20 protein-coding genes, 2 pseudogenes and 1 riboswitch are annotated in these 22,595 nt (G+C 70.0%); of the genes and pseudogenes, 12 read left to right on the forward strand and 10 right to left on the reverse strand.

Going from position 1 to position 22,595, the window contains the following annotated elements; genetic code table 11:
* Positions 1 to 12: 12 nt before the first annotated feature.
* Complete coding sequence (locus GHR20_RS03585) at positions 13 to 1,182, reverse strand: HoxN/HupN/NixA family nickel/cobalt transporter (protein ID WP_194858790.1); 1,170 nt, start codon at positions 1,180 to 1,182, stop codon at positions 13 to 15.
* 109 nt (positions 1,183 to 1,291) lie between these two features.
* Complete coding sequence (locus GHR20_RS03590) at positions 1,292 to 2,056, reverse strand: cobalt-precorrin-6A reductase (protein ID WP_153812183.1); 765 nt, start codon at positions 2,054 to 2,056, stop codon at positions 1,292 to 1,294.
* 42 nt (positions 2,057 to 2,098) lie between these two features.
* Between GHR20_RS03590 and GHR20_RS03595 the strand changes: the two genes are divergently transcribed.
* Positions 2,099 to 3,241 carry a cobalt-precorrin-5B (C(1))-methyltransferase gene (locus GHR20_RS03595; protein WP_153812184.1) on the forward strand — a complete coding sequence of 381 codons (1,143 nt, stop codon included), beginning with the start codon at positions 2,099 to 2,101 and terminating at the stop codon, positions 3,239 to 3,241.
* Between the two features lie 9 nt (positions 3,242 to 3,250).
* On the opposite strand, the gene GHR20_RS03600 is transcribed toward GHR20_RS03595, so the two are convergent.
* The 5 genes from GHR20_RS03600 to cbiE form a co-directional block, all read right to left on the reverse strand.
* Complete coding sequence (locus GHR20_RS03600) at positions 3,251 to 4,255, reverse strand: ABC transporter substrate-binding protein (RefSeq protein ID WP_153812185.1); 1,005 nt, start codon at positions 4,253 to 4,255, stop codon at positions 3,251 to 3,253.
* A 9-nt stretch (positions 4,256 to 4,264) separates the two neighbouring features.
* Positions 4,265 to 5,032 carry an ABC transporter ATP-binding protein gene (locus GHR20_RS03605; protein WP_153812186.1) on the reverse strand — a complete coding sequence of 256 codons (768 nt, stop codon included), beginning with the start codon at positions 5,030 to 5,032 and terminating at the stop codon, positions 4,265 to 4,267.
* Position 5,033: 1 nt separating this feature from the next.
* Positions 5,034 to 6,080 carry an iron ABC transporter permease gene (locus GHR20_RS03610; protein WP_153815811.1) on the reverse strand — a complete coding sequence of 349 codons (1,047 nt, stop codon included), beginning with the start codon at positions 6,078 to 6,080 and terminating at the stop codon, positions 5,034 to 5,036.
* 120 nt (positions 6,081 to 6,200) lie between these two features.
* Positions 6,201 to 6,333, reverse strand: a riboswitch (cobalamin riboswitch).
* 16 nt (positions 6,334 to 6,349) lie between these two features.
* Positions 6,350 to 7,099, reverse strand: a complete 750-nt coding sequence (gene cobM, locus GHR20_RS03615) for a precorrin-4 C(11)-methyltransferase (RefSeq protein WP_153812187.1) — start codon at positions 7,097 to 7,099, stop codon at positions 6,350 to 6,352.
* A complete protein-coding gene (gene cbiE / locus GHR20_RS03620; RefSeq protein ID WP_153812188.1) occupies positions 7,096 to 8,358 on the reverse strand; it encodes a precorrin-6y C5,15-methyltransferase (decarboxylating) subunit CbiE in 1,263 nt (420 codons plus the stop codon). The genes cobM and cbiE overlap by 4 nt, the downstream gene beginning before the upstream one ends.
* Positions 8,359 to 8,500: 142 nt before the next feature.
* On the opposite strand from cbiE, the gene tsaD reads away from it, so the two are divergent.
* The 4 genes from tsaD (at position 8,501) to GHR20_RS03640 (ending at position 13,200) form a co-directional block, all read left to right on the forward strand.
* Positions 8,501 to 9,550 carry a tRNA (adenosine(37)-N6)-threonylcarbamoyltransferase complex transferase subunit TsaD gene (gene tsaD, locus GHR20_RS03625; RefSeq protein WP_153812189.1) on the forward strand — a complete coding sequence of 350 codons (1,050 nt, stop codon included), beginning with the start codon at positions 8,501 to 8,503 and terminating at the stop codon, positions 9,548 to 9,550.
* Positions 9,547 to 10,116: a GNAT family N-acetyltransferase gene (locus GHR20_RS03630; RefSeq protein ID WP_153812190.1), complete on the forward strand. Its 570-nt coding sequence runs from the start codon at positions 9,547 to 9,549 to the stop codon at positions 10,114 to 10,116. Before tsaD ends, GHR20_RS03630 begins: the two co-directional genes overlap by 4 nt.
* Before the next feature lie 15 nt (positions 10,117 to 10,131).
* A complete protein-coding gene (gene alaS, locus GHR20_RS03635; RefSeq protein WP_153812191.1) occupies positions 10,132 to 12,786 on the forward strand; it encodes an alanine--tRNA ligase in 2,655 nt (884 codons plus the stop codon).
* A gap of 81 nt (positions 12,787 to 12,867) precedes the next feature.
* The gene (locus GHR20_RS03640; protein ID WP_153812192.1) at positions 12,868 to 13,200 is read left to right on the forward strand and encodes an antibiotic biosynthesis monooxygenase family protein; all 333 of its coding nucleotides are present in this window, start codon (positions 12,868 to 12,870) and stop codon (positions 13,198 to 13,200) included.
* A gap of 165 nt (positions 13,201 to 13,365) precedes the next feature.
* Here GHR20_RS03640 and GHR20_RS03645 read toward each other — a convergent pair.
* From GHR20_RS03645 to GHR20_RS37275, 3 genes and pseudogenes are all read right to left on the reverse strand, one after another.
* Positions 13,366 to 13,861, reverse strand: a pseudogene (locus GHR20_RS03645) (serine hydrolase domain-containing protein); the annotation flags it as partial.
* Between the two features lie 109 nt (positions 13,862 to 13,970).
* Positions 13,971 to 14,252, reverse strand: a pseudogene (locus GHR20_RS38260) (transposase); the annotation flags it as partial.
* Positions 14,249 to 14,488 carry a hypothetical protein gene (locus tag GHR20_RS37275; RefSeq protein WP_243877908.1) on the reverse strand — a complete coding sequence of 80 codons (240 nt, stop codon included), beginning with the start codon at positions 14,486 to 14,488 and terminating at the stop codon, positions 14,249 to 14,251. The pseudogene GHR20_RS38260 and the gene GHR20_RS37275, both read right to left, overlap by 4 nt.
* 389 nt (positions 14,489 to 14,877) lie before the next feature.
* On the opposite strand from GHR20_RS37275, the gene GHR20_RS03655 reads away from it, so the two are divergent.
* From GHR20_RS03655 to GHR20_RS03685, 7 genes are all read left to right on the forward strand, one after another.
* Entirely contained in the window at positions 14,878 to 15,990 is a 1,113-nt protein-coding gene (locus tag GHR20_RS03655; RefSeq protein ID WP_153815812.1) for a site-specific integrase, read from the forward strand.
* A gap of 633 nt (positions 15,991 to 16,623) precedes the next feature.
* The gene (locus GHR20_RS03660; RefSeq protein ID WP_243877910.1) at positions 16,624 to 17,697 is read left to right on the forward strand and encodes a restriction endonuclease; all 1,074 of its coding nucleotides are present in this window, start codon (positions 16,624 to 16,626) and stop codon (positions 17,695 to 17,697) included.
* Between the two features lie 466 nt (positions 17,698 to 18,163).
* The gene (locus GHR20_RS03665; protein ID WP_112438271.1) at positions 18,164 to 18,415 is read left to right on the forward strand and encodes a helix-turn-helix domain-containing protein; all 252 of its coding nucleotides are present in this window, start codon (positions 18,164 to 18,166) and stop codon (positions 18,413 to 18,415) included.
* A 233-nt stretch (positions 18,416 to 18,648) separates the two neighbouring features.
* Entirely contained in the window at positions 18,649 to 18,972 is a 324-nt protein-coding gene (locus GHR20_RS03670; RefSeq protein WP_243877911.1) for a hypothetical protein, read from the forward strand.
* A 374-nt stretch (positions 18,973 to 19,346) separates the two neighbouring features.
* A complete protein-coding gene (locus GHR20_RS03675) occupies positions 19,347 to 20,084 on the forward strand; it encodes a BadF/BadG/BcrA/BcrD ATPase family protein (RefSeq protein WP_153812193.1) in 738 nt (245 codons plus the stop codon).
* On the forward strand, positions 20,081 to 20,914 hold the full coding sequence (locus GHR20_RS03680) for an inositol monophosphatase family protein (RefSeq protein ID WP_194858791.1): 834 nt from the start codon (positions 20,081 to 20,083) through the stop codon (positions 20,912 to 20,914). The genes GHR20_RS03675 and GHR20_RS03680 overlap by 4 nt, the downstream gene beginning before the upstream one ends.
* A gap of 13 nt (positions 20,915 to 20,927) precedes the next feature.
* The gene (locus tag GHR20_RS03685; protein WP_153812195.1) at positions 20,928 to 22,274 is read left to right on the forward strand and encodes a hypothetical protein; all 1,347 of its coding nucleotides are present in this window, start codon (positions 20,928 to 20,930) and stop codon (positions 22,272 to 22,274) included.
* Positions 22,275 to 22,595: the final 321 nt, after the last annotated feature.

The following is a 22,595-nucleotide window of genomic DNA, read 5'->3' on the forward strand; positions in this document are numbered from 1 at the left end:
CCGCCTCCTGCTCTACTCGCCGTGCTCCTGAGCCGTGGCCGGCTGGGCCAGCCCCGCCGTCCACTTCTCCTCGATGCGGCCGACCTTCCACACCACCAGGGCAACGGCCCAGGTGGCGAAGAACAGGCCGACGATGACGTAGCCGATGATGTTGAGGTCGAGTCCGGAGATCCAGTCCCAGAACGCTCCGTGCAGGTCCGCCTTCTCCGCGATCAGGCCGAGGAGTTCGACGGTGCCGATGATCAGGGCGACGGCGACGGACAGGCCGGTGATGGTGAGGTTGTAGTAGACCTTGCGGACCGGCTTGGAGAAAGCCCAGCCGTAGGCGAAGTTCATGAACGAGCCGTCGATGGTGTCCAGCAGCGACATGCCCGCCGCGAACAGGATCGGCAGGCACAGGATCGCGTACCAGGGCAGGCCGGAAGCGGCGCCCGAGCCGGCGAGGACGAGGAGCGCGATCTCGGTGGCGGTGTCGAAACCGAGACCGAACAGGACCCCCAGGGGGTACATCTGCCACGGCTTGGTGATCGACTTCATGAGACGGCCCAAGAGCCGGTTCATGAAGCCGCGGTTGTTGAGCTGCTCCTCCAGGGCCGCCTCGTCGAAGTGACCCGTGCGCATCTGCCGGAAGACCTTCCAGATGCCCACCATGATCATCAGGTTGATGATCGCGATGACGTAGAGGAATGTCCCGGACACGGTCGTACCGATCCAGCCGGTGATGCTGTGCAGCTCGGAGTCGTCGTTCTCGACGGGTCCGGCCAGCGCCTTCACGCCCAGGGAGAGCAGGAAGGCGAGGGCGAAGACGATCGTGGAGTGGCCGAGGGAGAACCAGAAGCCGACGGACAGGGGGCGGCGCCCCTCGTTCATCAGCTTCCGGGTGGTGTTGTCGATGGCGGCGATGTGGTCGGCGTCGAAGGCGTGACGCATGCCGAGGGTGTACGCGGTGACTCCGATGCCTATGCCGAAGGTCTTCGTGCCGAGGCTGTAGTGCTGGGGAGCGACGATCGCGACCAGCGTGAACCAGCCGATAACGTGCAGGGCCAGGATGAAGGCGGCCATGCCGCCGGCGCTGGCCCATTCCTTCCGGGTCATCGAGGTGCGGACGCGGTGCCACGAGATGCCGCGGCCGGTGGCCGGAGCGGTCGGCCTGGCGGAAGCGGAATCAGGAGCGGTGGCCATGGGGCGTGACCCTTACTTCTCGGCGAGCGGCTGTTTTCAGCCGCGCCTTCCAGGTTTCTGCGAATAGGTTGCAGCTACAAGATGACCGCAGCAAAGCCCGCACCAGGTTTCAGTCAATGACCGGAAAAGATCCCTGTTCAAGATGCTCGCGAACCCACTGGGCCGCTTTCCCCGGATTCGGGAGGACGGGCACGCCCCCCGGAACGAGCGGCCTGCGGACCACGACAACGGGCAGCCCCGCCTCGCGGGCAGCCACCAGTTTCGGCGCCGTGGCCGCCCCGCCGCTGTCCTTCGTGACCACGACGTCGATGCGGTGGCGCCGCAGCAGCTCTCGCTCCCCGTCGAGGGTGAAGGGGCCCCGGCCTAGCAGCACCTCCATGCGGGACGGATGCGGTGGCTCGGGCGCGTCAACGGATCGTACGAGGAAGCACAGGTCGTCCAGGTCCGCGAAGGCGGCCAGACCCATACGCCCGGTGGTGAGGAAGATGCGTCGGCCGAGTGCGGGCAGCGCCCGTGCCGCTTCTTCCAGCGAATCCACTTCGTGCCACCGGTCGCCCACGACGGGGACCCAGCCGGGCCGGCGCAGGGCGAGCAGGGGAACATGGGTTGCGGCAGCGGCCTGGGCCGCGTTGAAGCTGATCGTCCCGGCGAAGGGGTGGGTGGCGTCGACGACCACGTCGACCGCATGTTCGCGCAGCCACGCAGCCAGTCCCTCAGCCCCTCCGAAGCCGCCGACGCGCGTTTCGCCCGGGGGAAGGCGGGGGCTGGCGACACGCCCCGCGAGGGAGCTGGTCAGTTTCAGCCCGGGGGCGTCGTGAAGCAGTTCCGCAAGGCGGCGGGCCTCCGTGGTGCCGCCGAGGATCAGTACGTGCATGAGGGTGTGGGTCCGTTCGTGAGTGGCAGTGAGGGTCGAGCCATGGTGCAGGTGGGCGGGGCGCAGGGTTCCGGTCAGGTGAAGGGCGGGCGCCGTGGACAGCTGGAGCACACGGGGCTACGGCACGGCTGGACCACGGGGGCCTGTGCCACGGCGGCCACGACGGCCGCGTACACCGCCCTACTGACCGGTGATTTTCCCGACCCGGTGACGATCACGCTGCCCAAGGGGCAGACACCGTCCTTCGCGCTGGCCGCGGAGGAGCTGACCGAAGGCGCCGCGATGGCGGGGATCGTGAAGGACGCGGGGGACGACCCCGACGTCACGCACGGCGCTCTGGTCCGGGCGACGGTCCGGCGGCTGCCCGTAGGCAGTGGCGTCGTCTTCAAGGCGGGCCCGGGCGTGGGGACGGTCACCCGGCCCGGCCTTCCGCTGCCCGTCGGTGAGGCGGCCGTCAACCCCGTGCCCCGGCGGATGATGAGCGAGCACGTCGCCAAGGTGGCCGCCCGGCACGGCGGCAGCGGAGATGTGGAGATCACCGTCTCCGTCGACCACGGCGAGGAGATCGCGCGCTCCACCTGGAACCCACGGCTCGGCATCCTGGGCGGCCTGTCCATCCTCGGCACCACGGGCATCGTCGTGCCGTACTCCTGCTCGGCCTGGATCGACTCCATCCGGCGGGGCGTGGACGTTGCCCGCGCGGCCGGACGCACCCATGTCGCCGGGTGCACCGGGTCGACGTCCGAGAAGACGGTCGTCGCCGAGTACGGCCTGCCCGAGGACGCACTGCTCGACATGGGCGACTTCGCGGGCGCCGTGCTGAAGTACATCCGCCGCCACCCGGTGGACCGCCTCACGATCTGCGGTGGCTTCGCCAAGCTGTCCAAGCTCGCGACGGGCCACCTGGACCTGCACTCCGGCCGCTCGCAGGTCGACAAGGGCTTCCTGGCCGGCCTCGCCCGCAGCGGCGGCGCGGACGAGGTGCTCGCCGCAGAAGTGGCCGCCGCCAACACCGGCCTCGCCGCACTCCAGCTGTGCCAGGCCGCCGACGTGCCGCTGGGCGACCTGGTGGCGCGGGCGGCGCGGGACGAGGCCCTTGCCGTGCTGCGCGGAGCACCGGTCGCCGTGGACGTCATCTGCATCGACCGGGCCGGCACGGTGGTGGGGCGCAGCACGGTCCGCTGAGGCGCCACGTCACCGGCCGGCCGGCACGGCCCGCAGGTAGGCGCCGAGCCGGGCGATCGCGGACGGGTTGCGGGGGCTTTCGACCAGGTCGGCGTAGTCCAGGGAGATGATGCGCCGGTGCTTGACGGCTGAGACGTTGCGCAGGGGGGCGTAGGACAGCAGGAACTTCCTCTTCTGCTCCGCGCTGACATCTCCGTAGTCGCAGATGACGATGACGTCCGGGTTCCTTTGCACGACGCTCTCCCAGCCGACCGTGGTCCAGGAGTCCGCCACGTCGTGCATGACGTTGGCGCCGCCGGCCTCGGTGATGATCTGTTCCGGCGCGGCGTAGCGGCCGGAGGTGAAGGGCGTGTCCTGGCCGCTGTCGTAGAGGAAGACCGAGGGACGGGCCGAGCCCTTGGGCGCCTTCGCCCGCACGTCGGCGATCTGCTTCCTGAAACCGGCGATCAGCTCCGCCGCACGCTTCTCGACGCCGAAGAGCTTTCCGAGATTGGTGAGATCGGCGTACAGGGCGTCCAGGGGCGGCATGATGCCGCGGGAGGACTTCGTACGGCCGTTGTGGCAGGACTCGGTGAGGATGTACGAGGAGATGCCGAGCTTCTTCAGGGCGTCGGGGGTGAAGCCCGCGTCTTCACGGAAGCCGTAGTTCCAGCCGGCGAAGACGAGGTCGGCGTGGGCGTCGACGACGTTCTCCTTGGTGAGCTGATCCTTGGAGAGCCACTTGACCTTGTCGTAGGCGTCCTTCCAGGGCACACCGCGCAGGTCTCCCTTGTCGTCGGGCATGGCGAAGCCGGCCATGCGGTCCTCCAGGCCCAGGGCGAACATCAGTTCCGTGATACCGACGTCGTTGGTGACGACCCGCTCGGGCACCTTGTCGTACGTCACCTGACGGCCGCAGTTGGTGAGGGTGACCGCGGACGGGGCTTTCGCGTCCTGCGCCGACTCCACCGTGGCGCCGCATCCGGTGGCGGTCGCGGCGAGACAGAGGGCGGCGGCGAGAAGCTGCTTGCGCATGGGTGTCCTTCAGGAGGTGGGCGGGAGCAGGTCGAACAGGAGCTGGACTGCGTCCGTCTCCGGGTGCCGGACGGCATGCGCCCGGACGCCGAACACCTCGGCCAGCAACCGAGGTTCGAGGACGTCCTGGGGCGGGCCGGATGCGACGATCCGGCCGCCGTCGAGGACGTACAGGACGTCGCAGTGGGCTGCGGCCAGGTTGAGGTCGTGGAGCGCGGCCAGCACGGTCAGGCCACTCTCGCGGACCAGGGACAGCACGTCCAACTGGTGCGCGATGTCGAGGTGGTTGGTGGGTTCGTCGAGGACCAGGACCTGTGGTTGCTGGGCGAGGGCCCGGGCGAGGAGGACCCGCTGCTTCTCGCCGCCGGACAGGCTGAGGAACCCGCGGTCGGTCAGGTGGGCGACGCCGGTGCGGTCCATCGCTCTGGTGCAGATCTCCCGGTCCGCTGCGGCCGAGCGGCCCCGGTGCGGCAGCCGGCCCACCGCGACCACCTCGGCGACGGTGAAGTCGAACTCGGCGGAAAACTCCTGCGGCAGCGCGGCCAGCAGCCGGGCGGCGGCCCTGGCGTCCATGGTGTGCAGGTCGTCGCCGCCCAGCCGTACCGCTCCCCCGGCCGGCCGCAGTGCCCGGTACAGGGAGCGCAGCAGGGTGGACTTGCCGCTGCCGTTGGGGCCGATCAGTCCGACGAACGCCCCGCTGCCCACGGTGAGGTGGATGTGCTCGACCAAGCGGGTTCCGGCCGCCTCGATCGTCACGTCGTCGATGTCGAGTCGCATGTCAACGCCCTCCGAACGCGTAGCCGCCGCCTCGCCGCATCAGCAGCAGGAATGCGGGCACCCCGACGACCGCGGTGATCACTCCGACGGGCAACTCGGCGGGGGCGAACAGCAGCCGGGACAGTACGTCCGCCCACACCAGCAGTACGGCCCCGGCGAGTGGGGCGACCGCCAGCACCCTGCGGTGGTCGGCGCCGACGAGCATCCGTACGACGTGCGGCACCATCAGCCCGACGAATCCGATGGCCCCGCTGACCGCCACCACCGTCCCGGTCACGGCGGCGGTGACGAGGAACAGCTCCCGACGGAGCCGGGCCGGTCCGGCACCGAGGGCGGCCGCGGTCTCGTCGCCCATGGCGAGCGCGTTGAGTGCCTCGGCCCGTAGGCGCAGCCAGACCCATCCGGCCGCCACGGTGACCGCCGCGAGCGGCACCTGGGCCCAGGTGGCTCCGCCCAGGCTGCCCAGCAGCCACATCATGGCCGACCGAGCCGCCTCACCCCGGGCCGCGCCGAACACCATGACGGTGGTGACGGCCTCGAAGCCGTATGCGAGTGCGGTACCGGTCAGAATCAGACGCAGCGGCGTCAGGCCCTGCGGTGAGCGGGCCACTGCGTAGACCAGCGTCATGGCCGCGAGCGCCGAGGCGAACGCCGACGCGGACAGCGCCCACACCCCGAACCCGGCAAAGGCTCCGAGGAGGATGACGGCGTTGGCGCCCACCGCCGCGCCCGAAGAGATACCGAGCACGAAGGGGTCGGCCAGCGCGTTGCGCACCATCGCCTGCACGGCCACTCCGACGGCCGCGAGACCCGCTCCCACCACGGCACCGAGGAACACCCGCGGCAGCCGGATCTCCCAGACGATCGTGTACGCGGCCGCGTCACTCGCGTGCACGGTCCCGCCGGTGAGTCCGGCCCACAGGAAACCGAGCACATCGCCCCAGCCGACGCCGGCGGCACCGAGCCCGACCCCGCCCACGACGGACAGCAGGAGCAGCAGCGCCAGAGCCAGGCTGAGCGGCAGCAGGGGTATGCGACTGGGAGCCATACTTCGGCGCACGGGAGGGCCGTCCTTCACACGGGCCGCCTGCTGGACGTCGAGCAGGAGCAGTCCGTACGGCCGTAGGCCGGCCGGGCGGTCCCGTCTCGCAGTCCACGGCGAGCAGTCAACGGGTCGATACGCCCCCGCAGGCGATCGGGCTGGCACGACACCGTCGATCCGGGTCGTGCACACCGTTGCGGGTCAGCGCCGGACTCTCACCGGACTTCCCCCACGGGAGGCGTGGGGAGCCTGACAAGCAGGCTCCGCGGAGGGTTTCAGCAGAGATGACGCTCCCGCTCGGGCGAGTACAGGTGGCTGTCACGGAACTGCTCCGCCCCCAGTGTCCGCCCCACCATGATCACCGCTGTGCGCAGGACGCCGGCCTCCTTCACCTTGTGGGCGATCTCGTCGAGGGCGCCCCGGATGATCAGCTCGTCGGGGCGGGAGGCGTAGGCCACGACCGCGGCAGGACAGTCGGCGCCGTAGTGCGGGAGGAGTTCCTCCACCACGCGGTCCACGTACTTGGCGGCCAGGTGCAGCACGATCAGCGCGCCGCTGCGGCCGAGGGTGGCCAGGTCCTCGCCGTCCGGCATGGCGGTGGCGCGGTTGGCTACGCGGGTGAGGATGACGGTCTGGCCGACGGTCGGCACGGTCAGCTCCCGCTTGAGGGAGGCCGCCGCGGCGGCGAACGCGGGCACGCCGGGGACGACCTCGTAGGGCACCCCGGCCGCGTCCAGCCGCCGCATCTGCTCGGCGACCGCGCTGAACACGGACGGGTCGCCCGAGTGCAGCCGGGCCACGTCGTGGCCCTCGTCGTGGGCGCGGAGCAACTCGGCGGTGATCTCGTCCAGGTCGAGCTGGGCGGTGTCGACCAGGCGTGCGTCCGGCGGGCATTCCGCCAGCAGTTCGCGCGGGACGAGGCTGCCCGCGTACAGGCAGACCTGGCAGGCGGCGAGCGTCCGGGCGCCGCGCACCGTGATCAGGTCGGCGGCACCGGGGCCGGCGCCGATGAAGTACACGGTCATCTGTCTGCTCCTGGAACGGGATTGAGGGTTTTCTGTACGGACCACTGGGTGACCGGCATGGCCTGTCGCCAGCCGGTGAACCCGCCCACGGGCACGGCGTGTGCCACCGCGAGCCGTACCAGCTCGCCACCGTGGCGGCGGTAGGCGTCGGCGAGCAGTGCCTCCGACTCCAGCGTGACCGTGTTGGCGACGAGCCTCCCGCCAGGGGACAGTGCCGCCCAGCAGGCGTCCAGCAGGCCGGGGGCGGTGAGTCCGCCGCCGACGAACACGGCGTGAGGCGCGGGGAGTTCGGCCAACGCGCCGGGAGCGGCACCGGTGACGACCCGAAGCCCCGGCACGCCGAGTCGCTCCGCGTTGCGGAGGATACGTACGGCACGCGCAGGGTCGCGTTCGACGGTGACGGCCCGGCACGACGGGTGGGTGCGCATCCACTCGATCGCGATGGAGCCCGACCCGCCACCGACGTCCCACAGGAGTTCGCCGGGAGCGGGGACGAGCGCGCCGAGCGTGGCGGCCCGGACGTGCTTCTTGGTGAGCTGCCCGTCGTGCTCGTACGCCTCGTCGGGCAGCCCCGGCACCGCACCGAGTCGCAGGGTGTCCGGTGCCTGGCGGCATTCGACGGCCACGATGTTGAGCGCATCGGCGGACTGCTGCGTCCGTGCCCAGTCGTCGGCAGTTGTCTCGGCGGTCGTACGTTCGCGGTCGCCGCCGAGCTGTTCCAGGACGCGCATCCGGCTCGGTCCGAAGCCGCGGTCGCTGAGCAGCGCGGCGACTTCTCCGGGGGTGGTGGCGTCGGCGCCGAGGACGAGGAGGCGCCGGCCGTCGTGCAGGGCGGCGGCGAGGCGGGCGGTGGGGCGGCCCACCAGCGTGACGACCTCGATGTCCTCCAGCGGCCAACCCAGCCGGGCGGCGGCATAGGACACGGATGACGGGTGGGGCAGGACGCGCAGTGTGTCGGCTTCCTCGGCGAGCGCGCGTCCGATGCCGTAGAACATCGGGTCGCCGCTGGCCAGAACGGCGATGCGGCGGCCGACGTGGGCGGCGAGCAGGCGGGGGACGGCGGGGCGCAGGGGCGACGGCCAGGCGACGCGCTCGCCGGCGCACTCGGCAGGCAGCAGATCCAGCTGGCGCGGGCCGCCGATGAGCACCTCGGCGTGACGCAGTTCCGCACGGGCGGGTTCGGCCAGGCCCTTCCAGCCGTCCGCTCCGATCCCTACGACGGTGACGGCGGAGGACGGGCCTTCTCGGGCGGGGGTCACTGCTGGCTACCTCGGAGTTCAGGGGGCGACAGGGGCGCACTCTACTAAGCGATCACCCGTGCGACGGAGTCCGGGTTCACATCCGCACGGATCTTATTGCACACTGTTCGCAATAACGTAGACGCCGCAGGAAGGGGAGGGCATGGGCTCTCCGATCGTGCTCGGGATCGAGTCGTCGTGTGACGAAACCGGTGCGGGGCTCGTCAGGGACGGACGCCTGCTCGGGCACGCCGTGGCGTCGAGCATGGACGAGCATGCCCGTTTCGGCGGAGTGGTGCCCGAGATCGCCTCCCGCGCCCACCTGCACGCCCTGCGCCCGGTGGTGCGTGAGGCACTGGACCAGGCGGGGCTGCGGCTCTCCGACGTCGGAGCGGTCGCCGTGACCACGGGCCCGGGGCTGTCCGGCGCCCTGCAGGTGGGCCTCGCAGGAGCGAAGGGCATCGCCTACGCGCTCGGCGTCCCGCTCTACGGCGTGCACCACCTGGCCGGTCATGTCGCCGCCGACACCCTGGAGCACGGCCCGCTGCCCGACCCCTGCATGGTGCTGATCGTCTCCGGCGGCCACACCTCGCTGCTCCTCGTGCGCGACCTGGCCCGCGACCCGATCACCCACCTCGGCGACACCCTCGACGACGCCGCCGGGGAGTGCTTCGACAAGGTCGCCCGGGTCTTCGGCCTGCCGTACCCCGGCGGTCCGGCCATCGACCGTGCCGCCCGCGAGGGCGATCCACGCGCCGTCGCCTTCCCTCGCCCTCTCCCGGGCTCCTACGACTTCTCCTTCTCCGGGTTGAAGACGGCGGCGGCCCGCTGGGCCGAGTCCCACGCCGGGCGCGAACTACCCGTCCACGACGGGGCCGCATCGCTACAGGAGGCGGTCGCCGACGTCCTGACCCGCAAGGCGGTTGCCGCCTGCACGGAGCACGGCGTCGGCACGCTGGTCGTCGTCGGCGGGGTCGCCGCGAACTCGCGTGTGCGGTCGCTGGCCGAGGAACGGTGCCGGGCTGCCGGGATCGCACTGCGGGTGCCGCCGCTGCGGCTGTGCACGGACAACGGCGCGATGATCGCGGCCGTCGGCGATCTCCTCGTACGGGCCGGGGCAGAGCCGGCACCGCTGGACGTGTCGATCGACCCGTCGGCACCGCTGGAGTACGCGGCCCTGCATCCGGTCGCGGCCGGAGCGGTGGCGGCGTGACGGAGATCCGTGTCGTCCCGTACGACGCTCTCCTGCCATACAGCGCGGCCCTGCGCTCCGTCTACGCCGACGCGTTCTGCGCTCCGCCCTGGAACGAGGACCAGGAGAGGGCGGATGCGTTCGTCGCACGGCTCGGCTCGGACATACGGCGTCCGGGATTCACGGCCGCACTCGCCTTCGACGGACCGGACGTCGTGGGTTTCGCCACCGCCTGGGCCACACCCACCCCCTTCCCGATCGACCGTTGCTATCCGCAAGCGGCCGCCGGCCTGGGCCCGCGCCGCACCGAGGAGTGGCTCTGCGGCGCCCGCGAGATCGACGAACTCGCCGTCCGTTCCACCGCCCGCGGCACCGGGATCGCGGCCGGTCTCCTTCAAGCGGTGACCGAGGACGCCCCGGACGGCCGCGTCTGGCTGCTCACCTCGCTCCGGTCGACCCGGGCCATGGCCTTCTACCGTCGCCAGGGCTGGTCCCAGGCCACCCATCCCTCACCCGACGGGCATGGCATCGCGGTCTTCCTCGGCCCCCGCCACCCCGCCCGAACCCTGGCCGTCCAGCCCCTGTAGCCACCCGGAGTCCCCGTGCGCACCGCCGAGATCCGCCGCCGTTTCCTCGACTTCTTCGCCGAGCGCGGTCACACCGTCGTCCCCAGCGCCCCGTTGCCCACGCCTGACCCGACGTTGCTCTTCGTCAACGCGGGCATGGTGCCCTTCAAGCCGTACCTCACGGGCGAAGCGCCGGCGCCGTGGCCGCGGGCGACGAGCGTGCAGAAGTGCGTGCGCACCCTGGACATCGAGGAAGTCGGCCGCACCACCCGGCACGGCTCCTTCTTCCAGATGAACGGCAACTTCTCCCTCGGCGACTACTTCAAGGAGGAGGCCATCTCCTTCGCCTGGGAGCTGTCCACCTCGCCGGTGGCCGAGGGCGGCTACGGTCTGGATCCGGACCGGATCTGGGTGACCGTGCACCACACCGACGACGAATCCCGCGGCATGTGGCGGCGGATCGCCGGCCTGCCCGACGAGCGGATCGTGGCACGCGGCGACGAGGACAACTTCTGGTCCATGGGCGTGCCTGGTCCGTGCGGTCCCTGCTCGGAGCTCTACTACGACCGCGGTCCCACGCTCGGCCGCGCGGGCGGCCCGGCGGTCGACGAAGACCGGTACATGGAGTTCTGGAACCTCGTTTTCATGCAGTACGAACGTGGCGAAGGCCCCGGCAAGTCGGGCTATCCGATCCTCGGCGAACTCCCCCGCCGCAACATCGACACCGGCATGGGCCTGGAACGCATGGCCACCCTGCTCCAGGGCGTCGACAACCTCTACGAGATCGACGAGACCCGGCCGGTCCTCGACCGGGCCGCCGCACTGGCCGGTGTGCGCTACGGAGCCGGCACCGAGGCCGACATACGCCTGCGGGTGGTCGCCGACCACATCCGCACCGCCTTGATGCTGCTCGCCGACGACGTCTCCCCCGGCAACGAGGGCCGCGGCTACGTTCTGCGCCGCATCCTGCGCCGGGCTGTGCGCTCGATGCGCCAACTCGGCTACCAGGACCCGGTGCTGCCGGAACTGCTGGCCGTGGCCCGGGGCTGCATGGCGCCCAGCTACCCGGAGGTCGCCGACACCTACGGCCGGATCGTCGACCGGGCGGCCGGCGAGGAGGACGCCTTCCGCGCGACCCTGCGCCAGGGAACGACCGTCCTGGACACGGCCGTGGCCGAGGTCAAGTCGGGCGGCGGTCGCCGACTGCCCGGCGCGAAGGCGTTCCTGCTGCACGACACGTACGGCTTCCCGATCGACCTCACGTTGGAGATGGCGGCCGAACAGGGCGTGGAGGTCGACCGCGAGGGCTTCACCGCGCTGATGCGCGAGCAACGCGAACGCGCGCGAGCCGACGCCCGCGCCCGCAAGTCGGGCGGCACGACGGACACGGCGGTCCTGCGTGGTGTCCTGGACGAACACGGTCCGACCGACTGGCGGGCGTGGGACACCCTGACCACTCGGTCCCGTGTTCTCGCCCTGCTGACCGATTCCGGCCCGGTCCCGGTGGCGGGTGAGGGAGAGATCGTGACCGCGATCCTGGACCGCACCCCGTTCTACGCCGAGTCCGGCGGTCAGGACAGCGACGCCGGCCATCTCTCCGGCCCGTCCGTGGCGGCTGAAGTCCTGGACGTACAGCGCCCGCTGCCCGGTCTCGTGGTTCACCAGGTGCGCGTCACGGCAGGTGAACTAGCGGTCGGTGACGAGGTGACGGCGGCCGTGGATCCCGAGTGGCGGCTCGGCGCCCGCCAGGCCCATTCCGGCACCCACGTCCTGCACGCGGCCCTGCGCCAGATACTCGGCCCCACCGCCCTGCAGTCCGGCTCCTACAACCGCCCCGGCTATCTTCGCCTTGACTTCCCCTGGCGGGGCGCAGTGTCCTCGTCCGTCCGGAGCGAGATCGAAGAGGCCGCCAACCAGGCCCTGCGCCGCGATCTGCCGGTCGGCGTCCGCTGGACGACCCTGCCGGAGGCGAAGGAACTGGGCGCTCTCGCCCTCTTCGACGAGACCTACGGCGAGAAGGTCCGCGTCGTCGAAATCGGCGGCGCGTGGTCACGGGAGCTGTGCGGCGGCACGCATGTCGAGCACGCCTCGCAGATCGGTGTCGTAGCGCTGACCTCGGAGTCCTCGGTCGGTGCGGGCATGCGCCGCCTGGAGGCCGCCGTCGGCGTCGAAGGCTTCGGCTACCTGGCCCGCGAACGCGACCTCGTTGCCCGCATCGCCGAGCAGATACAGGCGCCGCGCACCGAACTCCCCGACCGCATCGCCGGGCTGCTGGAGCGGCTGAAGTGGGCCGACCGTGAGAACCAGCGGCTGCGGCAGGCCGCCACACGCGCACGCGCCGCCGAACTGGTACACGGTGCACGGGATTCGGACGGAGTCCTGGTGGTGACCGCGACCACGGACGGTGACACGGACGACGCGAGGACGCTGGCCGCCGCCGTCCGCGATCTGCTTCCCGCGCAGCGCCCTGGGGTTGTAGTGATCGGTACCGCCTCGGACGGCAAGGCGACCCTGGTGGCCGCCGTCAACTCGGCCGCCGACTCGTCGGGACTGCACGCCGGGCGAATGGTCAAGCGGCTCCTGAACGGCAAGGGTGGCGGCTCGGCACAACTGGCGCAGGGCGGGGGCCTGTCGGCAGATCGCCTGGGGCACGTCCTGGCGTCCGTGCCGACAACTCTCGGCAAAATGTAAGGTGTTGCCCCCCACCTCCGTTCGAGCGAATGCGCGGCCGAACGCGACAACTCACTCGCGCGTAAGGGCACGAATACCCGCATGACCGTTACCGTTCAGGTCGATACGACCCGCCCCGTGACCACCCTCATCAACGTCTTCACCGTCTTCCCCGACCGCCAGGACGAGCTGATCAAGCTGCTCGCCCGTGCGACCGAGGAGACCATGAAGCACCAGCCGGGCTTCGTCTGCGCCAACTTCCACGCCTCCCTCGACGGCGAACGCGTGATCAACTACGCCCAGTGGGAGACCGAGGAGCACTACAGGGCGATGCTCGACAACCCCGAGGCCCGCGTCCACATGGACCAAGCAGCCAAGATCGCGACAGACGTGCAGCCCCGGCTCTTCTCGGTCAAGTCGGTCCATCCACGCTAGCGGCCGGTTCCCACGGTGCTTCTGGTGCTGCCCCGTGCAACCCGGGCAGTTCTTCCCGCAGGTTCGGGTCGCTACTGATCAGGACGGCAGGTCACCATCACCATCGGTACCAGCGGTCGCGGCCTCCGCCAGCGTTGGTGGCAGAAGGCGAGCCAGTCGTCGGCGGGTCGAGGCCAGCCCTCCGTTGCCCAGCCGCAGCGCGGGCAGGCTGCTCCACTTCCCGTCCGGGCCGTCGGCGAGCTCCAGGCTGCCGTCGCCGGCCGGCCTGTAGAAGCTTGTGAACCGGTCCCGCTTGGCGGCCGGCACCTCGAAACCGGTGTCCACCATGCCCAGCGGCTCGAATATCCGTTCCGTCAGGAACTCCGGCAGCGGCTGTCCGGTGACCCGCGAACCCAGTACACCCTGCAGTACGGAGCAGGTGGCGTCCAGCGAGGCGCCGCCCGGTTGGTACAGCAGCGGGATGCGGCCGAGCGCCGCCATCCACTCGTCGGCCGATGGGAAGTTGCTCGGCACCCGGCCGTCCTTTTGCACCGTGAACAACGCCCGCCGGCAGTGTGAAGTCGGAGGAGAATCCGTACCCGGCCTAGGAGGCCAGCGCGTCGAACACGGTGATGGGCCGGGCAGCCGGCACCACATCGTCCACCGGGCTCGCCGGCGTGCGCGGATGATCTCACGTCCAACCTTGCCCTCCTGACTCCGGCGTTCGTAGTACGCCGGATGCGGGGGGCGTGGCACAGTCGGGTGAACACGATGCGCTGCAGGGCCGCGTTCGCCTGGCGGTCGCCACCGTAGTTGAGCCGACGCCTGCTCCTACGGCCAGAGGAATACTCGATGGGGCTGACCCCGCGGGCAGCAAAGGAAGCCTCGGTGGCCAGCCGCTCAGTGTTGTCTCCCATGATGATCAGCAACATGACGGCGCTGTCCGGACCGATGCCCACCGGTACGAGTAGCTCCGGGGCCTGGTGTTCGACGCGCTGGGTCAGGCGTTGGTTCAGCTCATCGATCTGCCCGGAGAGCTGTTCGATGCGCCCGGCGAGCATTCTCAGGGTCATGTGGGTGGTCTGGGCCACCGCGCCCGAGCGCTGTGCACCGGACCGTCGCCGGACTTGGCCCGGGCCCGGGCGCAGCCACTGAGCACGGCCCGTGCAGCAGCCTGTGCGGCGAGCGGGTCGGACTGCCCCGACAGCCGACGGGCCGAGTGGTCCGGCCGGTTCTCCTCGTACACCTGGACCTGCTGAGCCAGCAGGTAGCGGGACAGGCCCGCTCCGAAAGCACCGATGCCCTGCACACCACCCGGCGCACCGTCCCCGCTTGCGCGGCCAAGCGCCCTGGCAGCTTTGCTGACGGCCGTATCCCTGGCCACGCCCGCCGGGCCACCTGAGCCGCCGGCCGCGAACGAGCATCAGAATGGCGCATCCGCGGTACCACCGGATGGCATCGGACCTGGCAGTACACCTACGGGAAGCGGCAGGTTGGTCACCACGTACTGGTTCAAGATCTAGCGTTTGGGTGTTTCCGCAGGTCAGAGCCCTGATCGTCGCCTCCAGGTCAGCAAAAGGTCAGCATCGGGCCGGGTGGTGTCCGGCTTGCTGACCTGCACTCGTGGCAAGGGCCTGCTGTGCCGCCCGGCGCCCTGCTCGGAAGGCTTGATACGTGGCTCGACAGCTCGCTCGTGGGATGGGGTCGTTCTTCAAGGAGTGCGGTTGTTCCAGGCCGACCCGTTGCTCGCACCCATACACGATTCGGTTCAGGGACGCTCTCGGTAGGCAGCGTGAAGAGGCGGGTTTCGGCACGCAGGACGACGCGATCGAGCGCCTTACGCAGATCTATGCGGAGAAAAAGAAAACGGCGCCGTCCGTTGCCGAGGCCCGCCGGGAACTCGGTCACCAGACGGTCGCGGAATACGCGAAGCAGTGGCGGCCGCGGCAGCGGAGGATGACGGAGTACTCCACGGGCTGGCACGTCGACAGCTCCATCAACGTGCACATCATCCCTCGTCTCGGATCAAGGACGCTGAACTCTGTCACGCCGATCGTGGTCGAGCGTTTCCTGGACGAGTTGGAGGCCGATGGGGTGGGCCGCGGGAACCAGGTGAACATCTTCCGCACTCTGAAGGCGATATTGCGGGACGCCTATGGCAAGGGGGCCATGGCGGACGATCCTGTGAAGGGGGTCCAGGAGCCGGAGTACGTCCGCCAGAAGGTGGTCATCCCGTCCCTCGACTATGTGAAGAAGGCGCTGACTGCCGCTGATGAGTATCTCGCGCTGGAGATCGTCATGATGGTGGGCTGCGGTTTGCGAAACGGGGAGGCCCGGGCAGTGAACGTCAACAACATTGTGGCGGATGACGTCTACCGGGTGCATGAGCAGATCCACTCCAACACGCACAGGCCAGCGAAGCTGAAGCACCGCAAGGCGGGGGAGTTCCGGGAGGTTCCTCTGCCGCGCTCGGTGCGGGAAGCGATGGAGCGGTTTGAGGAGAAGTACGGCACCACACGGGATGGCTATCTCCTGCGCGGCCCGAGCGGCTACTACACCGAGCCGATGGAACGCCGCCGTGTGCAGAAGCTCTTCAAGGACCTCCCCGCGGAGGAGGGTGTCGGCATGTACAGCTTCCGGCACTACTTCGCCTCGAACGCGCTCGGCCACGGGATACCGATCACCGATGTGGCGGAATGGATGGGGCACAAGTCCATTGAGGAGACGTATCGGACCTACCGGCACCTGATGCCGGGAAGCATCACGAAGGCGGCCCGCATTCTCGACGCCGGCCTGTGGGAGGCGGCTTGAGGCTGCAGCGAAGCCTGTGGGGGCTGCTCTCCGGGTCGGGCTGCAACGGCACCACATGGCACAGGTTGTAGAGACCGTCTTCTGGCGTCCATGTCGGTCCAGGGCGGGCGCGTAAGAGCAGGTCAGGGCATCGAGTCCGGGGGAGTCGGTGTAGTTGGTGACAGACGTGTGACAGCGCCTGTGACAGAGCAAGGCCGCGCCGGGGAGCGTGCTGGCGGGGCCTCTGCCGGAGCCACGAGACGAAGCTCCACCGGAGCACTCCGGTGGGGCTTCGTCTCGAGCTCGACTGTGCTTGCGCGCATGACGCGCTCGGCTCCTCATGCAGTTCGTGTTCCTGCGATGCGCTCGGGGACGCTGGATTTGCGATCGCAGCCAGCAAGACAGGGATCATCCGTGAGGCGACGCGGGCCCCGGGGAAGCCGGGTGGGTCCTGCCGTGTGGTGGGTTGATGCAGTGTGCCCTGCTCGGGCGGGCTCAGCGGTATGCCGGCTGTCGGTGGATGCGTGACGTCGTGGCCACCGTTGATGCTGCCGTGACGAAACCGGACTTGGTCGTACGTGCCGGACGTTCTGCGGTGACAGGGCACAATAGTCCGCACGCGGTGGCTGGGGGAGCGGCTCTGGGGAGGGCGTCGTGAAGTTCAGAAAGCGAACGCTGGAAATGCTTGGCGACCTCATTTGCGGAAACCTCGGTGCGGCAGATCCTCAAGCTGAGGGCGAGCCTGCATATTTCCCGTATCGGTCGAGCAGCTACATCACCGAGTTCTTCGCGGAACTCGACATGGATTGGGAGCACGATGGTTCGACGCGGCACCGCTGGGTCGCTGGAGTGCTGGAACAATTGTTGGCGGAGCCGCACGAGGGGCCTTCACACCCACCGGAGTCCTTCTGTAGGGTGATTGACCATCTGATGAGTCCGGCGGATGCCCTCAATGAGGGTCTCGACCGGTCCAATGCCTTGCGCTTGCTGAACAATGCGCTCGCCCGGGAAGGGTTCGAAGCCTTCTACGGGGAGGATAAGCACTGCTACCTGCGGCACATCGGAACGAACACTGTTTCGATGTTGGCCAAGAACCCGCATCGCCCTCTGAGCGCCGCCGAGATGCAACGACGTACAGCACTTGCCGCGTTTCTGGACACGTGCAGCGAGGATGTGCTCATTGAGGAAGTACTGCTGCCGCTCTTCCGTCAGCTGGGCTTTCACCGGATCACTGCAGCCGGGCACCGGGACAAGGCGCTGGAGTACGGCAAGGACATCTGGATGAGGTACACCCTGCCGACCCAGCACTTCCTGTACTTCGGCATCCAGGTGAAGCGCGGGAAACTGGACGCCACCGGAAGGTCCAGGGCGGGCAATGCCAACATCGCTGAGATCCACAATCAGGCTCTGATGATGCTGGCGCACGAGATCTTCGACCCCGAGACCAACCGGCGCGTCCTCGTCGACCATGCGTTCATCGTGGCCGGCGGGGAGATCACCAAGGCTGCACGCAACTGGCTGGGCAACGCGTTGGACGCAGCGAAGCGGAGCCAGATCATGTTCATGGATCGCGACGACATCTTGAACCAGAACATTGTACGCAACATCGAGGCACTCCCACAAGTAGGCTCCCCGCCTGCGTTTTTGCAGGTCAAGGGCTGTTTCGACACCCTACAACGAGTCGCATGTTCGGGCAGCTTTCCCTGCGTTTTTCAGGACTCATGCTGACCACTTGCTGACTTTCCTGACGCCCCGTCAGTTGACTGGAGGAGGGCTTCGCCCACTCTCGCGGACCCCACCGTGGCGACGGCCCAAGCCTATGCAGCACCCCCCGAAGGACGTCCGTGATCACCGTCACGCGGCCGGTCTGGATGGCAGTCAGGAGCGAAGGCGCTCGACCGGAAGCCGGACCACGCGCCGCCATGGGTCAGCTGGCACAGGCCCCTCGTATCCCGTCTCAGAGGAGGAGGCGCCCACCAGCTCCATGAGTCTGAGTGGCCGAAGCAGCGCGGCAACATAGCGGCGGATCGCCGGTTAGCCAAACCGGCGATTCTCACGACCATGGCTGTGGCTCGTCCGGTGACTCCTGGCGGTGGCACAGGGCGGTCGTCAAGGACGTTTGGAATTCGACCAGAGCAGAGCGCGAACCGCTGCCGCGATCAGCTCAGGCCAGCCTCAAGGAGTCATCTTGCCCGTGGGACCGCAGTCGCACCCCGACGAGACCCGCACCGATATCGAATCGTCGCGCAGGCGCCGAAGCGTCGAGCCCGTCCTTATGGACACCTATGAGGTCGCTGCGATGCTCAATATGTCCACGAGCTGGGTCTACAGGGAGGCATCGAAACTGGGCTTGAAGGGCTACAAGCTCGGCCGAGGCAGGAATGCCAAGGTCCTGTACAAGAAGGCCGAGGTCTTCAAGTGGCTGGAACAGCAGAAGATCCATTAGAAGCAGGCAGTTTCTTGTCGGCCCCGGACTCACAGACACCCAGGAGTCGTCGACGCACCGGCTGCTGGAGATCACGGTGCCCCGACTTCCTCACGGCCGGTTTCGGCTTGCATCGCGTTGCTCGGTGTCCTGATCAGGATGAAAGCACCTCAGGCTGACCTCTTGGCCGATTAGAGTGTGGCGGGCAAGAGCGCCGATCGGGTGAGGCGCGGTGGAAAGGTGAGTCGGTGCGGATGAGCGGGGTGCCCACGCGGATCGGCCGGTACACGGTGGCGCGGGAGCTCGGCTCGGGCGGGATGGGTGAGGTCTATCTCGCCTACACGCCCGCAGGTGATCCGGTCGCGGTGAAGGTGATTCGCAACGACAAGCTCGATCCGCTGACACGTGCGCGCTTCGAGAAGGAGGCGTTGATCGCCCGCACGGTGATCGGCACGAACCGGGTGGCCCGCTTCCCGGACGCGGATCCTTACGCAGACCGGCCTTGGCTGGCCATGGAGTACGTAGCCGGTCGCACGCTGCTGCCCTCGTCCCAGCGGTCGTCCAGGTGGGGCTTGTAGTCGTCGAGGACCGAGGGCCGGTTCTGCCACTGGCCGATGAACAGGTCCTCCGGCTTCGCGGCGTCGGCGAACCGTTTGACGGTGTGCCAGGCCATCCCGAGCTGCCGCTGGACCGAACGCAGGCTGTGTCCTGCTTCCAGGAGCGCGTGGACGGAAGCGTGCCGGGCTCGGGTGCGGTCGGCAAACCGGTGTCCGGTCGGCCAGGGTGAACCGGACGGTTCTTCTTCCGGGGCGGGTTCTGGCTGGGTTCGGCGGCGGCCGGGCTGATTCGCGCACTCCCCCGCCGCGGACCGCTGCGGGGAGTCGTCGCCGCTCACGGCGCCGCTTCTACCCACGTCTGCGCCGACGAGTTCGCCGCCCTGATCCGGCGGGCGATGGCCACCGCCGGCCACCCGCCCGTCCCGGTACTGGTCACCAACGACATCGTGCCGATGCTGCTCGACGGCGACGGCCCGCTGTGCGTGGTGATCTGCGGCACGGGCACCGGGTTCGCCGCCCGCAACGGCGAACGCTGGGCACGCGCCTCCGGGCTGGAGTGGCTGCTGTCCGACGAGGGCGGCGGTCACGACCTGGCCGCCTGCGCCCTGCGGGCCGTCGTCCGGGCCCACGACGGGCGCGGCCCCGCCACCGCCCTCGTCGACGCTGCCCGCCGATGGTGCCAGCCCACCCCCGGCGCAGACGTCTCTTTGGGCGAGAGCCTCTTCCACGCCGTACACGGCGACGCCGCCCGCAAGCCGTACGTCGCCTCGTTCGCGCCGTTCGTGCTCGAGACGGCCCGCGCCGGCGATCTGGTGGCGGCCGGGCTGCTCGACAACACCGCCCAGGAGCTGGTCGAGGGAGCCGGGGCGGTCTGCCGGGCTGTCGGACTCGGCGCTGCGGCGCCACCCGTGCTCGTTCTGTCCGGTTCCCTGCTCCACTCCGACATCCTGCGCGAGCGGTTCCTCAGCCGGGCCCGCGCGCAGTTCGGTGACGGCGTTGTTGCCCGGGTGGCTTCGGCCCCGGGGCCGGGCCTGGTGCGCCTGCTCGGCCTGTGGCAGGACCCGGCGGCGATCGCGGCCCTGGGCCGGCCCGTGCCCGTGCACGCCGACCCCATCCCGGGGAGCGGGCCGTGACCGCGCCGCACGCGCCCGAGCCAGGAGCAAGCGCGGACCCGGAGCTCGGGCGCGCGCTGCGCTCGGCCCTCGACACCTGCCGCCGGGACATCACCCGCTTCCACGCGGCCCCGGCCCCAGCACGGGAGAAGGCGAGTGTCCACGGCGGCCGCGAAGTGGTCACCGAGCTCGACCTCACCCTGCAAGAGCGCCTCACGGCCGAGCTCTCCCGCACGTTCCCCGGAGTCCCGGTGATCGCCGAGGAGGGCCTGGCCGCGATCCCCCAACTGCCCGACGAGTGCCTGCTCGTGGATCCGCTGGACGGCACCGCGCCGTTCCTCGTCGGCAGCAGCGACTACGCGATCGCCGTCTGCCTGGTCCGCGACGGCATCCCGGCCGAAGGCGTCATCGACCTGCCCGCCCACGACCTCCGCATCAGCGCGGCGCCCGGTCTCCTCCATGTCACCGGCGACGTGACCCAGCTGCCGCACCACGGCTCCCACACCGTCCTGACCAGCCCCAGCCGCACGGCCGCCGTCCAGGACCGCTTGTCCGGGACCGGCTGGTCCGTACGCCCGGTCACCACCGCCAGCGTGAAGATCGCCTTCGTCGCTCTCGGCCGCGCACCGGCCGCCGTCTACCTGCCCCGGCCCGGCCGCGGTGCCGCGCCATGGGACTACCCGGCCGCCGCCCTGGCCGTCGCCGCGGCCGGCGGAAGCGTCCACGACACCGCCGGGAGCGACCTGGCCCGCACCCGGCCCGCCCGGCTCGACGGCTGGCTCGCCCTGCACCGACCGCCTGAAGCGGACCTGTCGGCGCTGCTGCGCTCACCGGCCGCTACCCACCTGTAGAAGGACCTCTTCGATGCGTTCCCTCGCCACCACAACCGACGGCTGGCGCGGCCGTCCCGGCCCGGACTGGGCCGAACCGCAGCTTCTCGCCGCCCTCGACCACTGCACCGCCCAGGGTGCCCTGGGCGGGCACGTCCTGATCGGGCACGACGCCCGAGCCGGTGCCCGCGAAGTCGCGCACCTCGCCGCCGACCTGCTCGCCCACCACGGGCTGACGACCCACCTCGCTTCGACACCCGGGCCCACGCCCGCGTTCGGGAGCCTCGTGCACCGCAGGCCCGACCTGACCGCGGCAGTCGTCGTCACCGCCAGCCACAACCCGCCCGGATACATCGGCATCAAGGTCCGCGACCGCTCCGGGCACGGCATCCACTGGCCCCAGCCGCCGGCAGATGCCGCCCTCGACCCGGGCCTGCTGGAGGTGCGCCACCACCAGCGCACCGACGTCCTCAGGCCCTACGTCGGTGCCGTCGGCGACCCGCTCAGCACAGCCGCCGCAGCCTTCGACGGTGACGTCCTCCTCGATGCCGCCCACGGCGCGGTCGGCGTCCTGACCGAGCGTCTGCCCGGCATACGGGTCCTGCGCGGGCGTCCGCTGCCGTTCTTCGCCGGGCAGAGCCCTGACCCCGTCCCCCGGGTCCACGCCGAACACACCGGCCGTGTCCTCCTGTCCCAGCTCGCCCACCGCGAGCGGGCCCTGCTGGCGATGACCGACGGCGACGGGGACCGGCTCGTACTGTTCACCCACCGCTCCGGCTACATCCCCAGCGCCGAACCGGCCGCCGCGCTGCTGTACGCGGGACTGCCGGTGCAGCGGCTGATCACCACCCACGTCGCCCCCTGCATGGCCCTGCGCGCCGCGAGGCGCGCGCAGGGCGGCCTGAAGGTCACCGAGACCGACGTCGGCTTCAAGCACCTCGTGGCGGCATGGCGTGAACAGCCCGTCCCGGCCTTGGCGCTGGAGCCCAACGGCGCTCTCGTCCACGTCACCGGCCCGGACGACTACTTCGAGCGGGACGCCCTCACCGCCCTGACCACCCTCCTGCGCACCTTCACGTCCCTGGAGGACCTGGACGACGCCGTCCAGGACGTCCGTCAGGCCCACCCGCACACCCAGCTCGTCCACACCACGCCCGCCCCGCTCACCGACGTCCTGCGCGCTCTGCCCGGACTGCTGCCCACCTGGCGCGCCGACATCGCCGGGCCCGTCGCCCACTACGACGACGGCGCGCACGGCCACATCGCCGTGCGCGCGTCCAGCACCGAACCGGGCACCCGCCTCTACATCGAAGCCCCGGCCGGAACGGCCGAGCTGCTCACCCGGGCGCTCGGCGGGCCGGCGTTCAAACTGTCTGCTTGAGCAGGCCGGCGGCCACCAGCCCGGCCAGGCCCATGTCCGCGTCGGTCAGCTGACCGCCCAGGACACATGGATGCCTTCGACCCCGCTACTGCGACGAGCCCGTGGACGACTTTGGGACTCCGGCGTCCGGATACTCGACGTGGCCTGCGGGTTCGGACGGCATGCCGGTCCGCTGGCTGAACGCGGTCATGACGTCGTCGGGATCGACGCGTCGACGCATCAGAACAAGCGGGCTCAAGAGCTGCAGCCGCAGGGGCAGTTCGCGGTTGTGGACATGCGCCAGCCTCCGATGGGGCCGTTCGATGTGGTCCTGGACCTGTG

This window comes from Streptomyces sp. SUK 48 (assembly GCF_009650765.1).
In the GTDB taxonomy this organism is placed as follows: domain Bacteria; phylum Actinomycetota; class Actinomycetes; order Streptomycetales; family Streptomycetaceae; genus Streptomyces.

Excerpts from the sequence above, each read along its gene's own strand:
- GHR20_RS03585 (WP_194858790.1), bottom strand. The coding sequence starts at position 1,182 with ATGGCCACCGCTCCTGATTCCGCTTCCGCCAGGCCGACCGCTCCGGCC.
- tsaD (WP_153812189.1), top strand. The coding sequence starts at position 8,501 with ATGGGCTCTCCGATCGTGCTCGGGATCGAGTCGTCGTGTGACGAAACC.
- GHR20_RS03600 (WP_153812185.1), bottom strand. The coding sequence starts at position 4,255 with ATGCGCAAGCAGCTTCTCGCCGCCGCCCTCTGTCTCGCCGCGACCGCC.
- GHR20_RS03610 (WP_153815811.1), bottom strand. The coding sequence starts at position 6,080 with ATGGCTCCCAGTCGCATACCCCTGCTGCCGCTCAGCCTGGCTCTGGCG.
- GHR20_RS03655 (WP_153815812.1), top strand. The coding sequence starts at position 14,878 with ATGGGGTCGTTCTTCAAGGAGTGCGGTTGTTCCAGGCCGACCCGTTGC.
- GHR20_RS03595 (WP_153812184.1), top strand. The coding sequence starts at position 2,099 with ATGGTGCAGGTGGGCGGGGCGCAGGGTTCCGGTCAGGTGAAGGGCGGG.
- GHR20_RS03670 (WP_243877911.1), top strand. The coding sequence starts at position 18,649 with ATGAGCGGGGTGCCCACGCGGATCGGCCGGTACACGGTGGCGCGGGAG.
- GHR20_RS03675 (WP_153812193.1), top strand. The coding sequence starts at position 19,347 with ATGGCCACCGCCGGCCACCCGCCCGTCCCGGTACTGGTCACCAACGAC.
- GHR20_RS03605 (WP_153812186.1), bottom strand. The coding sequence starts at position 5,032 with ATGCGACTCGACATCGACGACGTGACGATCGAGGCGGCCGGAACCCGC.
- GHR20_RS03590 (WP_153812183.1), bottom strand. The coding sequence starts at position 2,056 with ATGCACGTACTGATCCTCGGCGGCACCACGGAGGCCCGCCGCCTTGCG.
- GHR20_RS03640 (WP_153812192.1), top strand. The coding sequence starts at position 12,868 with ATGACCGTTACCGTTCAGGTCGATACGACCCGCCCCGTGACCACCCTC.
- GHR20_RS03685 (WP_153812195.1), top strand. The coding sequence starts at position 20,928 with ATGCGTTCCCTCGCCACCACAACCGACGGCTGGCGCGGCCGTCCCGGC.
- cobM (WP_153812187.1), bottom strand. The coding sequence starts at position 7,099 with ATGACCGTGTACTTCATCGGCGCCGGCCCCGGTGCCGCCGACCTGATC.